Source organism: Allobosea sp. AAP35 (genome assembly GCF_001295925.1).
Classification (GTDB): Bacteria; Pseudomonadota; Alphaproteobacteria; order Rhizobiales; family Beijerinckiaceae; genus Allobosea.
Window position 1 is genome coordinate 40,334 of sequence record NZ_LJHQ01000063.1, and the last position, 14,419, is coordinate 54,752.

Here is a 14,419-nt window from a genome sequence, read left to right on the forward strand (position 1 = left end):
GGAAGACGATGAGCGACTCAACCCTGACAGGCAGCGCCTCGGCAGCCCAGTCGCCGCCCCGCTGGACCCTGATCGGCATGGCCCTGCTGGCGCTGTCGACCATCGCGATCGCGGGCTTCGCGCGCCAGACCGGTATCGGCGTCACCGGCGTGCCTGACAGTCCCGCCGTCGCCCAGGTCGATTTGCGCTTCGAAGACCTCAGCGATGGCGCTGTCGTGGTTCGCGATGGCAGGGGGCAGGTGCTCGAAACCATTCCCGTCAGCGCCGACGGCTTCATCCGCGGCACGATGCGCAGCCTGGCGCGGCAGCGCAAGCAGGCCGGCCTGTCGCCCGAACTGCCTTTTCTCCTGGAACGACGCGAGAATGGCCGCTTGAGCTTGAGCGATCCCTCGACTGGAGGCAGGATTGAGCTGGACGCCTTCGGGCCCGGCAACGCGGCCAGCTTTGGGCGTTTCCTGCCGCCTCGGGAGACCCGCTCATGACCGATTACACGATGACGGATACACGCATGGCCGAACCCAAGCAGTTCGATGTCGGCTGCACCATCGAGGTCTCGCACACCTTCGAGAGCCTGCACGCCCATGTCACGCTCGACGGCGACATCAAGATCCGCCCCGGCGACGAGGTCGTGGTGCATGGCGAGCCGATCAAGGTCCCCTATGGTGAGGTCCAGACGTTCCGCCGCGTCGCCACCGTCAAGCGCGCCGGCTGGCTGGAGCAGATCTGGACCAAGATCTCGGGCCGCGCCGAATTCATGGAGCTGCTCGAATTCAGCTTCTCGGAAAGGATGAAGCTATGACAGCCGCAACCATGTCCGTCGGCAAGACTGCCAAGCTCCCCAACGAAGCCACCCGCATGGCCCAGCAAGACACCTTGCTGACGCCGCGCTTCTACACCACCGATTTCGAGGAGCTCGACAAGATCGACGTCACGCCCGTGCGATCGGAATGGGACGTGCTGATCGCTGAGATGAAGAGCGACCCCAACAAGGGCCACTTCACCCGCAACGCCGATTGGAAGCTCGAGCTGGAGCGGATCCCCGAGCCGCTGCGCAAGGAGTTCATCGACTTCCTGGTGTCGTCGCTGACGGCCGAGTTCTCCGGCTGCGTGCTCTATGCCGAGATGCGCAAGCGCGGCACCAATCCCGACATCTGCGAGCTGTTCAAGTATATGAGCCGCGACGAGGCCCGCCATGCAGGCTTCATCAACGACGCCCTGAAGGAATTCAGCATCGGCGTCGATCTCGGCTTCCTGACCAAGGCCAAGAAATACACCTTCTTCAAGCCGAAATTCATCTTCTACGCGACCTATCTGTCCGAGAAGATCGGCTATGCGCGCTACATCACGATCTACCGGCACCTCGAGCGCAACCCCGACAAATGCTTCCATCCGATCTTCAAATGGTTCCGCGAATGGTGCAATGACGAGTTCCGCCATGGCGAGGCGTTCTCCCTGCTGATGCGGGCCAACCCCCATCTTCTCACCGGCGGCAACAAGCTCTGGGTGCGGTTCTTCCTGCTCGCCGTCTACGCCACGATGTATGTGCGCGACCATGTCCGGCCGGAGTTCCACAAGGCGCTCGACATCGACCCGACCGAGTATGATTTCGAGGTCTACCGGATCACCTCCGAGATCTCGCGGCAGTGCTTCCCCGTGGTGCTCGACACCGACAATCCGAAATTCCGCGCCGGCCTGGAGCGGGTCCGCATCCTGGCGGGCAAGATCGCCGAGGCGTCCGAGGAGGGCGGCTTTGCCGCCAAACTGCGGATGCGCGCCTATCAGGCCCAGGTCGGGGCCGTGCTGCTGCGGCTTTATCTGCTGCCGACGATCAAGAACGAGATCCCGCAGACCAGCCGGCTTCAGCCGGCTTATTGAGGGAGAGGCGTCTTGGTCACCTACGGCCTGCCGATCGTCGCGACATTGCTGGCCTGGTGGTTTTCCACCGGTGCGATCTTGTATCTCGACGGTCTGCCGCGGGCGACCTTCCGCTGGAGCTTCAGCGCCGCGACCGCGATCGGGCTGGCGGCTCTTTGGGGCCTCGCCGAGACGGCCGGCGACACCAGCGTCGGCGGCGCCTATCTCGCCGTGCTCTGTGCCGTTCTGGTCTGGGGCTGGAACGAGATGGCGTTCCTGTTCGGCTACATCGCCGGCTCCAGCCGCGAGCCCTGCGACCCCGCGCTGCGCGGCTGGGCGCGCTTCGTCCAGGCAACGCGGGCGATCCTGCACCACGAGCTGGCGCTGCTCGCTTCGCTGGCTGCGATCGCGGCGCTGACTGTCGACGGCACCAATTCGTTTGGGCTCGCGACCTTCGCGCTGCTGTTTGCGATGCGACTCTCGACCAAACTCAACATCTTCCTCGGCGTGCCCAATACGACGGTGGAGTTCCTCCCCGAGCATCTGGCCTATCTGAAATCCTATTTCCGCCAGAAGCCGATGAATCTGCTGTTCCCGCTCTCGGTCACCGCCGCCACGCTGCTCAGCGCTTGGCTCGTTCACAAGGTCGCGCTGTCGGCCGACCCCTTCATCGCGACAGGCTTCGTCCTTTTGGCGACATTGGCCGTGCTCGGCCTGATCGAACACTGGTTCCTGGTCGTCCCGCTGCCCTTCGCCGATCTCTGGGCCTGGGGCCTGCGCTCCCGCGCTCAGCCGCAGACCGAGTCCGCGGCCGTTCCACTCAGACCGGCATCCCAGCCGGCACCCGCAACCGCCGGCCTCGCGACCCCGCGCGCCGTCAACCCGTCAACCCTGGTCGCTTAGGTCGACAGCCGTGAGGAGGGCCGCCCCGTGAAAACGCCCCTGGACTACGAAATGTTCTTCCGCAAGGAACTGGACGGGCTTCACAAGGAAGGCCGTTATCGCGTCTTCGCCGATCTGGAGCGGCAGGCGGGACAGTTCCCGCGCGCGACCTATCATGGCGACACCGGGCCCCGCGATGTCACCGTCTGGTGCTCGAACGACTATCTCGGCATGGGCCAGCACCGCGACGTGCTCGCCGCCATGCATGGCGCACTCGATGGCTGCGGCGCCGGCGCCGGCGGCACGCGCAATATCGGCGGCACCAACCACTATCACGTACTGCTCGAGCGCGAGCTCGCCGATCTGCATGGCAAGGAAGCCGCGCTCCTGTTCAACTCCGGCTATATGTCGAACTGGGCCTCGCTCTCGACCTTCGCCTCGCGCATCCCCGACTGCGTCGTCGTGACCGACGCGCTCAATCACGCCTCGATGATCGAGGGCATCCGCCATTCGCGGGCCGACAAGGTTGTCTTCGCCCATAACGACGCTGCGGATCTGCGCCGCAAGCTGCAGGCGATCGACCCGCGCCGGCCCAAGCTGCTGGCCTTCGAATCGGTGTATTCGATGGATGGCGACATCGCCCCGATCGCCGAGTTCTGCGATCTCGCCGACGAGTTCGGCGCCATGACCTATATCGACGAGGTCCATGCGGTCGGCCTTTACGGCCCGCGCGGCGGCGGCGTCAGCGAGCGCGAGGGGCTGAGCCACCGCCTCGACGTGATCGAGGGCACGCTGGCCAAGGGCTTCGGCATCATGGGCGGCTATATCGCCGCCAGTGCCGCGACCTGCGACTTCATCCGCAGCTTCGCCTCGGGCTTCATCTTCTCGACGTCGCTGCCGCCGGCGCTGGCGGCGGGTGCGCTCGCCTCGGTGCGCCATCTGAAGGCCAGCCACGCCGAGCGCGCCGGCCATGGCGACCGCGTCGCGGCGGTCCGGGCGGGGCTCGACGCCGCCGGAATCCCGCATCTGCCCAACCCCAGCCACATCGTGCCGGTGATGGTCGGGGATCCTGTCCTGTGCAAGCGCATCAGCGACGAGCTGCTCGAGCGCTTCGACATCTATGTCCAGCCGATCAACTACCCGACCGTGCCGCGCGGCACGGAGCGGCTGCGCATCACGCCCTCGCCGCTGCATTCGGACGCCGACATCGCCGATCTGGTCGGCGCGCTGACCGCGATCTGGGGGCAGGTCGGGCTCAAGCTCGCAGCCTGAAGCACCTTCACCAATTCCCTCCATCACCACGGCCAGGCACCCGCCTGGCCGTTTTTCTGTGGCCGGCCCCGATACCCATCAAGGTTCGTGCAGCGAGAGCCGGCCAAAGCTGGCGAAACGCCATCGCAACCTGCTCGCGTGGCTGCAAGGCGGCGAAGCGCGGCCATGCGCCCGGTCTGCGAAGCGTCGCTTTCCCCCGGCCGACACCATTTCGGCTGGCGCGTGCTGCTTTCCCTATGGAAGCGCGGATGCCTTCCTGAACCCACGATCGCGCGAGCTCAGGAATAGGCCCCGGGTCCAGCCCGGCACGACGCCATGGTTTCTCGTGAAATCCGCAGGCTCTGAGCTTCTAGCGAACTGCGCCCGCCATGCGAAAGGGAGGCCGTTTCCGGCCTCCCTGATAAAGCTTGCGCGCCTGGAGCTTGCGGGTTGCGATCAGGTCCGCGGGGGCGGGACCGCGATCTCCTGCCACATGGTCGGATCGGCGGGAGCGAATTTGTGCTTGATCGCCCATTCATACCAGTTGTCGACGGCCGTTCCGGTCAGGAGGATGCCGATGCCGCCGGTCAGCGTCGTCAGCACTGCAAACCACCAGGCCCAGCGATGGATCGATTCCATCGTCGCGTTGAAGCCCATGGTCCAGCGCCAGAACAGGGCGGCGCGTTCGGAGGCCGTTCCACGATCGATGATCTGCTCGACCTCGCGATCGCCGCCATAGCGCGACACGGCCAGGATGGTCGCGCCATGCATCGCAAACAGCAGGGCCGAACCGTAGAGAAACGCGATCGAGAGCGCGTGGAACGGGTTGTAGAACAGGTTGCCGTAGCGCAGCGAGAAGTTCTGCGTCCAGTCCAGATGCGGGAAGATGCCGAAGGGCACCGCCTCGCTCCAGCTGCCCATCAGCAGCGGGCGGATGAAGCCCAGCACGAGATAAAGCCAGATCGCGGAGGCAAACGCCCAGGCGACATGCGTTCCCATGCCGAGTGCCCGGGCGCGGTTGTAGGTCCGCACCCACCACAGCAGGATCGATGTCGTCAGGAAGAAGCCGGCGAGAAGCCACCAGCCGCCCTCCTGCAGGGGCGGGAGAATCGTGATGCCGTGCTGCGGCAGCGGCGGCGCGAGCTGGAGCCAGAACAATTCGCGCACGAACCGGATCGGGTCCCAGTTCACCGAGGCGAGCATGTTGAGCCCGATGATCTCGAAGGCGATGATGCCGCAGACGATCGAGGTGACGCCGGTCCAGCCGAGATAGATCGGCCCAATCTGGGCGTCGCCGATCATGCCGAAGAGGTTGTTGACCCGCGTCGCCGTGCCGCGACGCGTGCCCCGGCCGGGAATCGGGACGCCGAGATCGGGCGCGCCGTGGATCTGAACCCGGGTGAAAATATTCTGGTACGTTGCCATCGCCTGAATCCTTGGACAGCCGGATGCTTCGTGGGTGGCTAGGGCCTGAGGCTCGTCGCCTCAGCGCCAGATCGAAAAGTGGCGCGACAGATCCCACCACTCGGCCCAGCCTTCGCTCCAGTACGGGCCGCTGATGATGATGCAGACCGCGCTCCAGAAGGAGGCCGATACGGCCAGGAACAGGCCGAGCCGGTGGATGCCGAGCGTGCCGATCGAGTAGCCGATCGTGTCGCGGAAGAAGGTGTTCTCGTGTTCGGGGGTCTTCACCGGTTCGCCGCGCTTGGGATTGGTCGCCGACAGGATCAGTCCGCCATGCAGCGACAGGGCCAGCGCGCTGGTGAAGAAGAACGTCACCGCGATCATATGCGCCGGATTGTAGTGGAACTGCAGGTACTGGTAGCCGACGTTGGAGACCCATTCGAGATGGCTGAAGATGCCGTAGGGAAAGCCATACGCCCAGGCACCGAGCAGGAACGGCCGGAAGATCACCAGGGTCACATAGGACAGGATCGCGAAGCCATAGGCCACGGGCACGTGGTAGCCCATGCCGAGCTTGCGGCAGATCTCGACCTGGCGCAGCGCCCAGGAGACGAACGCCGCCGTCGCGCAGATCGTGATGATCTGCCACAGGCCGCCCTCCTTGAGTGGCGCGAAGCCCAGGCCGTGTTCGGGCCGCGGCGGGGCGATCGAGATCAACCAGGGGTTCCAGGTCGGGCCGATCGCGGCGCCGTAGAAGATCAAAGCCGTGCCGAGCGCGGCGAAGAAGGCCGTCGCGACGCCGAAGAAGCCGACATAGAAGGGGCCGACCCAGAAGTCGAAGAGATCGCCTCCGATCAGCGTACCGCCCCTGACGCGATATTTGCGTTCGAAATTGAGCAAGGCCATGGTCGCATCCCTCCGCGGGCCGTGGCCGTTGCGGCCGCGCCTCGTCTGAACGGTTTCGTGTGCGCGTCTTTGGGTTCGATCGGCGGACGGGAGCGGCGCGAAGGTCGCGCCCCGTCCGCCAGTGTCGTCAGCCGATCCGGGTGATCGTCACATCCGAGGCCGGGACCTCGATCTGCAGCGTCGCCGCGGCAGGCCGCCTCGGGCCTTCGATCCAGTTGAACCTGTTCGTCGAGAGCAGGATGAAATGGATCAGGATGGCGAGTCCGAACAGGAAGGTGAAAAGCGCGATCAGCGTGCGACGCGGATCGAACAGCAGCCAGATTTTCCACATGGGTTTCGCTCCAGGTTACGAGATCAGCGAAACGGCTGTGGTCAGGGCCGTCTTCACGCCTTCGTCGAGTGACGCATATCCGTTGGGTCCGGGCAGCCAGGGCCGCCACGACCAAACCAGGAAATGCGCAATCACGGCGATGACCGTGAATCCGATGAAGCTCGTGATGAAGAAGCCGTGGAATTCCTTGGCTTCCGCTTCGGTCAACCCTGACAGTGAGTCTCTCTCTGTCATGATTACTCTCCTTTGGCCTTGCGGCCGTTACCGCACGAAGCCGTGCGGCTGGCTGCCGGGCTTTGACCCCCGGCAGTTCCTCCCGCCCAAAACGGGCGAAAGCACGTGACCCTCGCGTTCCGGCGTCAGCCCATGAACATGAAGGGAATGGTGGCATTGGCGCTGGCGCGGGCCTGCGCGAAAACGGAAAGTCGGTGGCCGCCGGCAACAGGGCGGACTGCCCGCTGTACCAGGGTGGACACCAGGAAGAAGGGCATCGACAGCGCCGTCAGGCGCCGGCACATCCGCCCGTCGGACGCCAGGGACTTCATCCGGCGAACATGGTCCTGCTGCGAATGACGCGCCGTGAACTGCATGGTCATGGTGGTGGTCTCCCCTGGGACGGTTTCTGTGCCAGGCAGCAGGGCCTGGGCCCTCCCGCCGGCGAAAGGCATGGACAAGCCCGTCATGCGAGGGCTCCTTCGCGGCTGGCGACCGCGTCGAGATGGTCGGGCTGGACGCGCTCGGCGCCATCCCGGCGGGCGCGCGCCTCGGCGGCGTCACGCAGGCGCTTTGCGGCGGAAATCCGCACCAGCACCGGCTGTTTGTCGAGCACGCCATCAAGCAGGGCCTTGGCCTCTTCGGACCAGGGCAGCTCCCGGTGCAGCCGCGACGGCGTCGCCTCGACGGCGTCCATCTGCGTGCCCAGCGGCAGGATGTGGAAGAGCGCGTCGAAGAGCGCGTTGCAGACCTCCTGGACGAGATAGGTCGCCCCGGAATAGCCCATGAACGGCGTGCCGGTGTGCCGGCGGATTACGGCGCCTGGGAAGGAGGCGGGGATGTAGATTCCGCGCCCGCCGGCCTCGGCCATGTACATGCGCTCATTGAACGAGCCGAACAGCACCAGCGGCGGCTTGTCCTTGAGCGAAGCGCGCACCGCGTCGTTGTCGGATTTCTTGCCCGCGCAGCGCGAGGCGGAGAAGGTGCAGGGCAGGCCCATCTCGGTTTCGAGGAAATGGCGCACGCCGCGCGCATAGGTCTCGTTGGCGACGATGGCGAAGGAAGCCGTGCCGAAGAAATCCTGCGTCACCGAGCGCCAGAGATCCCAGAGCGGCTTGATCGTGGTGTGCTTCTCGCGCTCGATGAAGGGCTCGGGGTCGAGCCCGAGCAGTTCGCCCAGCGAGCGCAGGAAGGCGGTCGTCGAATGCAGCCCGATCGGCGCCTGCAGATAGGGACGGTCGAGCGCCTCGCAGAGCAGCCGGCCATATTCGCGATAGAGGCAGACATTGACCTCGGCATCGGCCAGCCGCTGCACCTGAGAGAGATGCGAGCCGAGCGGGAAGGTCATGTGGACCTCCGCGCCGATGCCCTCGATCAACCGACGGATCTCGGCGAGATCGGAGGGCATGTTAAACATGCCATAGGCCGGGCCGATGATGTTGACCTTCGGCCTGGCGCCCTCCTTGCGGGGCTTGGCCTTGGGCACGATGCCGCGCTTGGCGCCAAATTCGCCCCAAAGCCAGAACAGCGCCCGATCAGCGCATTGCCACTGATCCTCGTCGATGGTGCGCGGCAGGAAGCGCTGGATATTGGTGCCTTCGGGCGTCACGCCGCCGCCGATCATCTCGGCGATCGAACCGGTGACGACGACGCTGGGCAGATGCGGATCGAGCGCCGCATTGGCGCGCTTCATCGCGCCTTCCGTGCCGTGCTGGCCGAGTTCCTCCTCGCCCAGACCGGTCACGACGATCGGCAATTCATGAGGCGGCAACGCGTCGGTGTAGTGCAGCACCGAGGTGACCGGCAGGTTCTCGCAGCCGACAGGGCCGTCGATGACGACCTGGAGGCCCTTGATGGCGCAGAAGACGTAGACCGCCCCCCAATAGCCGCCGGCGCGATCGTGATCCTGGATCAGCATCACGGAATCTCCTCGGCCGCCGCCTTCGCCTTGGCGGCGCGGCGGGCGAACTTCTCGCGGAAATTCGGATAGTGTTGGGGCGTATCCTGCCAGGTGCCGGCGGTGTCGCCCTCGCCGACCCCTGTGAAGAAGGCCTTCATCGCGTCCATGCGGTCCTTGTTGCCGATGGCGGCATTGACCACCTGGGCGAGCGAACCGGCACCGGCGGGCCCAAACAGCGGCCGCGCCGAGATCAGATTGGTGAAGTAGAGCGCGGGAATGCCGAGCTGCTTGGCCTTCTGCACCACCGGCGTGGTGCCGATGGCGAGATCGGGCTGGAACTCGGCCATCGCGGCCAGATCCTGCTCCAGCGTCGCGCGGAAATGGACCATCACGCCGCGTGCCGCGAGCCACTCCCGGTCGGTTTCCGACCAGGGCGTGCGCGGGCAGGCGGTGCCGACATAGCGCAGATCGGCGCCGCTCTCGACCAGCAGCCGCGCAACCAGAAGCTCCGAGCCCTCATAGCCCGAAAGCGTGATCCGGCCCGTGATCGGCATCGCCGAAAGCGCGCCCCGGATCGCCGGGAGGAGCCGGTTCTGAGCAGCCTCGACCACCGGCCTGGCCACGCCGCAGGCCTCGCCGATCGCCGAGAGCCAGCCCGCCGTGCCCTCGACGCCGACCGGGCCGGAGCCGACGATGCTGCGACCCGCCGCTTCGAATTCGCGAATGGAGGCGGTGTAGAACGGATGGATCGCCGCGACGACCGCGCAATCGAGCGCGGCATAGAGTTCGCGCCATTCGCGCGTCGGCACGACCGGACCGGCCGCCAGACCCAGCGGCTCGAGCATCATGCCGATGCCGACGGGATCGGCTGGGAACATCTCGCCAAGCAGGGTGACCGTGGGACGCTGCGCCTTCCCGGCGCGCGGCGCCTGGACCGGGCCGGCCTCGGCCTCCTTGCGGGCATAAGCCAGCATCGCGCCCGCCAGCACGTCCTTGGCCTCGGCATGGGTCGGCACACCGAACCCTGGCACGTCGATGCCGATGATACGGACGCCGTTGATCTCCTTGGGCAGGAGACGCAAAGGCACGCCCGACGCCGAAGGCACGCAGAGATTGGTGACGACGATGGTATCGTAAAGCGCGGGATCCGCGAGCTTGAACACCGCCTCGCGGATGTCCTCGAACAGCTTGCCGGTGACCAGGGTCTCGGAGTTGAACGGCACATAGCCGACCGAGCGCCGCGCGCCGTAGAAATGCGAGGTGAAGGTCAACCCGTAGACGCAGCAGGCCGAGCCCGAGAGCACGGTCGCGGTGCGGCGCATGCGCAGGCCGACACGCAACGAGCCGAAGGCCGGGCACATGCTTTGCGGCTTGTCATGGGGGCCGACAGGATAATCCTTGGCGAACCGCTCCAGCATCTCGCTGTTGCCGGCAGCGGTCGCGGCCTGCCGCAGCGCATCCTTGCCGGAATGGCAGCCGAGCCCATCGCCTTGCGTCGCGGCCGCGTTGATCGCGGGGGCGGAGGCTGCGTCGGGAAGGGGCTGATGCACGGTCATGATGCGCCTCAGACCTGGTCGTAGACGACTTCGAGAGTCGTCTTCGTGAGGGCGGAGGGGCCGCACATGTCTTCGAGCGTGGCGGGAACCAGCACGACGTTGCGGCCGGTGCTTTCGCTGGAGAACAGGCCCAGCAGCTGATCCTGCGTCAGCGGCGCCGGCCGCACCGGCGGCGCTTCCGAGACGTTGAGCCCGAGTTCCTCGAACAGCGGCGCCCAGACATCGCCCGGCCGCCCGATGATCTCGTAATTGGCGCTCTTCTTGCGGATGTCGTCATTGGCGGGGATGGCGGCGAGAACCGGAATGCCGACCTTCTCGCAGAAGGCCTGCGCCTCGCCGGTGCCGTCATCCTTGTTGATGACCATGCCGGCGACACCGACATTGCCGCCGAGACGGCGGAAATACTCCACCGCCGAGCAGACATTGTTAGCCACATAAAGAGACTGGAGATCGTTGGAGCCGACGACGATGACCTTCTGGCACATGTCGCGGGCGATCGGCAGGCCGAAGCCGCCGCAGACGACGTCGCCGAGGAAATCGAGCAGGACGAAGTCGAAGCCCCAATCATGGAAGCCGAGCTTCTCCAGCAGCTCGAAGCCGTGGATGATGCCGCGCCCGCCGCAGCCGCGGCCGACCTCGGGGCCACCGAGCTCCATCGCGTAGACGCCGTCGCGCTTGAAGCAGACATCGCCGATCTTGACGTCTTCGCCGGCTGCCTTCTTGCGCGAGGAGGTCTCGATGATCGTCGGGCAGGCCCGGCCGCCGAACAGAAGCGATGTCGTGTCGGATTTCGGGTCGCAGCCGATCAGCAGCACCTTCTTGCCCTGCTGGGCCATCATGTAGCTGAGATTGGCGAGCGTGAAGGATTTGCCGATGCCGCCCTTGCCGTAGATCGCGATGATCTGCGTCTCCTTGGTCGGAGCGGCGGTGACGATCTCGGCGTCGGGCTGGGCCGCCTCCTCGCGCAGACGCGCGGCCATGGCGGCGGCGGGCGAGGGAACAGGATTTCGGATTTGGATGTTCACGAGCAGGCACTCCAATCCAGGATCATCTTGAGACAGGACGGGTCGCTGAAAGCGGTGCGATAGGCGGCCGGCGCGTCATTGGCCGGCGCGCTGTGGGTGATGAGCCCGTCCAGTGAAAGTCTTCCGTCGGCGATGAGGGTCATCACGACGTCGAGGTCGGCCTGGCGCCATTCCGCGGCGACGCGCAACCGCGCCTCCCGCATGAAGGCGGGCGGGAAGGAGAAGGCGACCGGCTGGTCGTAGAAGCCCGCGAGAACGATCTCGCCGCCCGGCGCCAGCCTTGCGATCAGCGTGTCGAGGAGCGAGGCGTCGCCGCTGACATCGCAGATGACGCGGTAATCCTTGCGAGCATCGGCTTCGGCGGAGACGACCGCATAGCCCTGCGCCTGCGTCGCCCGCAGCGGGTTGCTCTCCCACACCGTGGGCTGACCGCCATGGGCGAGGACGAGCCGGGCGAGCAGGCGTCCAAGCACGCCATGACCGATGATCAGCTCCGGAAGGACGCCATTCGCCAGGGCATGCTGGGCCGTGGCCGCGAGTGCCAGAAGCACGCCGGACGGGCCGAGGCTCTCGGGGATCGGGACGGCCTTGGCGCCGGGGACGACGAGATGGGACGAGGCGCCGCCGAACAGGCCGCGCGCCTCCTTGAAGCCGCGCGAACCCGGCACGAAGACGAGCTCTCCGACATTTCGCCCCGAGGCGTCGCCGGCCTGGATAACCCGACCGACCGATTCGTACCCCGGCACCAGCGGATAGCCCATGCCCGGAAAGGGCGGCATCCGGCCCGACCAGAGCAGACGCTCGGTGCCGGTCGAAATCCCGCTCCATTGGGTGGCGACGACGACGTCCTCATGCCCGGCCGCGACGAGTTCCAGTTGGCTGAGAACCAGATGCTCGGGCCTTTCGACGAGGACTGCCAGCGCTTGCATCGGAGAACCTTCGGGGTCGGGGCGGGCCGCACTGGCTCGCCGATCGCCTGACTGTCAGGTTATCGGAACAATCCAAGGTGTCAAATTGAATTTACACTTTTTGTGTCAACTGACACGCGCAGTCAGTCCGCCGGTCAGCATTGGCCTCCGCGTCTTCAGCCGGCGGACATCGGAAAATCCGGCCTCGTGCAGGAACTGCGTCAGCTCCGCGGGGCTGCGCGCCCGGCCGCTGCCCATGGCGAGCAGATAGAAGGCGAAATAGGCTTCGGCCATCCGCGCGGTCTCGGGCGAGCCCGCCATCGGCTCGGCGATCAGCAATGTGCCGCCAGCCGGCAGGCAGGCACGTATCCGCGCCAGCAGGGCTCGCACCGCTTCGTCATCATGGTCGTGCAGCACCCTCACAAGCGTCACCAGATCGGCGCCCTCGGGCAAGGGATCGCGGTGCATGTCGCCGCCGACGGTGTCGGCGCGCGCGCTAATTCCCGCCGTCTCGAAACGCTCTCTCGCCCGCGCCGCCACGGCCGGCAGGTCGAACAACGTCAAAGCCGGAGCCTTCGCTTGGGCCCCCACGCGGATCAGAAAGGCCCCCTCCCCACCGCCGACATCGAGAATGCGGCGATGACCCGAGAAATCGTAGGCCGCGAGAATGTCGTCGGCGACCAGATGCTGGGACTGCGCCATCAGGGCGCTGTAGGCGGCGACATCGACGGCGGGTGCGTCTGCTGGCTTCTCCGCCGTCGCGTAGGACCAGTAGCGCGACAGCGCGGTCGGCCCCGCCTCGCCGCGCAGCAGCGCCACGGGATCGGCGAGATCGCCATAGAGCAGATCGTGATGGGCGATCATCGCTCCGACGCCGGGATTGCCGAGCAGCGCCGCGCCCAGCATGGCAAGCCCATAGCGCCCGCCGGGGCGATGCTCGACCAGCTTGAGCGCAGCCGCAGCCCCGAGCAGGCGCGTAGTCGCGGCCTCGGTCATCGCCAGGCGCGGCGCGAGTTCGGCGGCGCTGCGCGGTCCCGGCTCGAGAATGCGGAACAGATCGAGACGGACGCAGGCCTGCAGCACCTGCGCGTAGACGAAGCCGGCGCAGAGATCGAACAACGCCTGCGACTGCCGCCGCGCGATCGGCCTGGTCAGGGGAAAGGAGGCGGCAAAGCGCTGGAAGCCCGGGCTCGCCACCAGCCGGTTGCGCCATCCCGCCAGCCGGTCGGTCAGCGAGACGGCGGGTGCCGGTTCCACCGCAGGCCCAGCAACCAAGGCCGGCGCCTCGGGCACCATCAGGCCGCGCGACGCTGCAGGCTCTCCGGCAGGAAGCTCTTGGCCGTGAGGCCGATCAGCATCCCGAGTTCCTGGCGGCCGGGGCAGGCGGGAATCGCGGCGATCGCCTCCAGCACCAGGGCGTCGAGATGGGCGATCGCAGGGCCAAGCCCATGGGCCGACGCGTAGTTCGGCCGCAGATGCGCCGCGTCCTGGCCGCAGGGCTTGCCCAGTTCTTGCGGTGTCGCGGCGACGTCGCGGATGTCGTCGGCGACCTGGAAGGCCTCGCCGAGCTTCTCCCCAAGCCCCCGCCAATCCCGATGCGCGGCGCCGGCGGCCGCAGCACCGGCCATCGTTGCGCCGGCAAACAGCGCCCCGGTCTTGGCCTGATGATACAGCGCGCAATCGATCGTCGCTTCCGATTCCCAGGCCTGGCCGGCGACGATGCCGCCCCGGCTGCCGACGGCGGCGCTGACAACGCGCACCAGCGTCGCAAGATTCTGCGGCTGGCGGATGGCGGCCTCGGCCAGTGTCTCGAAGGCGAGCACGATCAGCGCATCGCCCGCCAGCACCGCCAGCGGCTCGCCATAGGCCTTGTGGACCGAGGCCTTGCCGCGCCGCATCGCGGCATCGTCGAAACAGGGCAGGTCGTCATGGACGAGCGAGGCGCAATGCAGGAACTCGATCGCGGCGGCCGCAGCGTTCGCCATCGCCGGCTCGGGATCGCCGCAGGCCCGGGCGACGGCGAGCGTCAGGCGCGGCCTGATCCGCGCGCCGCCGGGAAACACCGCATGGCGCATCGCCTGGGCCAGCAGCGGCGGGCAGTTCTGCAGATGGGCGGCCGCGATGGCGGCGTCGAGGGTCTGTTCGATCCGTGTTCCGGTATCCATCACGATCCCCCTTGCGAATGAACG

At 66.7% G+C, this 14,419-nt stretch carries 16 protein-coding genes; 5 read left to right on the forward strand and 11 right to left on the reverse strand.

Translation table 11 applies throughout. The annotated features are described in order from the left end of the window. The first annotated feature begins 8 nt into the window (after window positions 1–8). The 5 genes from puhC to hemA are packed head-to-tail and all read left to right on the forward strand — an operon-like array spanning window position 9 to window position 4,008. Window positions 9–482: a photosynthetic complex assembly protein PuhC gene (gene puhC, locus IP69_RS18600; protein WP_197279954.1), complete on the forward strand. Its 474-nt coding sequence runs from the start codon at window positions 9–11 to the stop codon at window positions 480–482. Next, window positions 479–799 (forward strand): hypothetical protein, encoded by a 321-nt coding sequence (locus IP69_RS18605; protein ID WP_248306893.1) that lies wholly within the window; start codon window positions 479–481, stop codon window positions 797–799. Before puhC ends, IP69_RS18605 begins: the two co-directional genes overlap by 4 nt. Beyond that, window positions 796–1,875, forward strand: a complete 1,080-nt coding sequence (acsF, locus tag IP69_RS18610) for a magnesium-protoporphyrin IX monomethyl ester (oxidative) cyclase (protein ID WP_248306894.1) — start codon at window positions 796–798, stop codon at window positions 1,873–1,875. The genes IP69_RS18605 and acsF overlap by 4 nt, the downstream gene beginning before the upstream one ends. Window positions 1,876–1,887: 12 nt before the next feature. Then, the gene (gene puhE / locus IP69_RS18615; RefSeq protein ID WP_054144324.1) at window positions 1,888–2,757 is read left to right on the forward strand and encodes a putative photosynthetic complex assembly protein PuhE; all 870 of its coding nucleotides are present in this window, start codon (window positions 1,888–1,890) and stop codon (window positions 2,755–2,757) included. 39 nt (window positions 2,758–2,796) lie between these two features. After that, entirely contained in the window at window positions 2,797–4,008 is a 1,212-nt protein-coding gene (gene hemA / locus IP69_RS18620) for a 5-aminolevulinate synthase (RefSeq protein WP_054144361.1), read from the forward strand. Window positions 4,009–4,443: 435 nt separating this feature from the next. On the opposite strand, the gene pufM is transcribed toward hemA, so the two are convergent. From pufM to IP69_RS18675, 11 genes are all read right to left on the reverse strand, one after another. Next, window positions 4,444–5,412 carry a photosynthetic reaction center subunit M gene (pufM, locus tag IP69_RS18625; protein WP_054144325.1) on the reverse strand — a complete coding sequence of 323 codons (969 nt, stop codon included), beginning with the start codon at window positions 5,410–5,412 and terminating at the stop codon, window positions 4,444–4,446. A gap of 60 nt (window positions 5,413–5,472) precedes the next feature. Then, on the reverse strand, window positions 5,473–6,297 hold the full coding sequence (gene pufL / locus IP69_RS18630; protein ID WP_054144326.1) for a photosynthetic reaction center subunit L: 825 nt from the start codon (window positions 6,295–6,297) through the stop codon (window positions 5,473–5,475). Window positions 6,298–6,424: 127 nt separating this feature from the next. Further along, complete coding sequence (pufA, locus tag IP69_RS18635; protein WP_054144327.1) at window positions 6,425–6,628, reverse strand: light-harvesting antenna LH1, alpha subunit; 204 nt, start codon at window positions 6,626–6,628, stop codon at window positions 6,425–6,427. Between the two features lie 15 nt (window positions 6,629–6,643). Next, the gene (gene pufB / locus IP69_RS18640) at window positions 6,644–6,862 is read right to left on the reverse strand and encodes a light-harvesting antenna LH1, beta subunit (RefSeq protein WP_054144328.1); all 219 of its coding nucleotides are present in this window, start codon (window positions 6,860–6,862) and stop codon (window positions 6,644–6,646) included. Between the two features lie 125 nt (window positions 6,863–6,987). Beyond that, window positions 6,988–7,311, reverse strand: a complete 324-nt coding sequence (locus tag IP69_RS22435) for a hypothetical protein (protein WP_054144329.1) — start codon at window positions 7,309–7,311, stop codon at window positions 6,988–6,990. Continuing rightward, window positions 7,308–8,759 carry a chlorophyllide a reductase subunit Z gene (gene bchZ / locus IP69_RS18650; RefSeq protein ID WP_054144330.1) on the reverse strand — a complete coding sequence of 484 codons (1,452 nt, stop codon included), beginning with the start codon at window positions 8,757–8,759 and terminating at the stop codon, window positions 7,308–7,310. The genes IP69_RS22435 and bchZ overlap by 4 nt, the downstream gene beginning before the upstream one ends. After that, the gene (gene bchY, locus IP69_RS18655; protein ID WP_054144331.1) at window positions 8,759–10,297 is read right to left on the reverse strand and encodes a chlorophyllide a reductase subunit Y; all 1,539 of its coding nucleotides are present in this window, start codon (window positions 10,295–10,297) and stop codon (window positions 8,759–8,761) included. The genes bchZ and bchY overlap by 1 nt, the downstream gene beginning before the upstream one ends. 8 nt (window positions 10,298–10,305) lie before the next feature. After that, a complete protein-coding gene (locus tag IP69_RS18660) occupies window positions 10,306–11,277 on the reverse strand; it encodes a chlorophyllide a reductase iron protein subunit X (RefSeq protein WP_054144362.1) in 972 nt (323 codons plus the stop codon). Window positions 11,278–11,318: 41 nt separating this feature from the next. Further along, entirely contained in the window at window positions 11,319–12,251 is a 933-nt protein-coding gene (gene bchC, locus IP69_RS18665; protein ID WP_054144332.1) for a chlorophyll synthesis pathway protein BchC, read from the reverse strand. Window positions 12,252–12,356: 105 nt separating this feature from the next. Beyond that, window positions 12,357–13,505 carry a methyltransferase gene (locus IP69_RS18670; RefSeq protein ID WP_248306895.1) on the reverse strand — a complete coding sequence of 383 codons (1,149 nt, stop codon included), beginning with the start codon at window positions 13,503–13,505 and terminating at the stop codon, window positions 12,357–12,359. 20 nt (window positions 13,506–13,525) lie between these two features. Continuing rightward, window positions 13,526–14,395 carry a polyprenyl synthetase family protein gene (locus tag IP69_RS18675; protein WP_054144334.1) on the reverse strand — a complete coding sequence of 290 codons (870 nt, stop codon included), beginning with the start codon at window positions 14,393–14,395 and terminating at the stop codon, window positions 13,526–13,528. Window positions 14,396–14,419 lie beyond the last annotated feature (24 nt).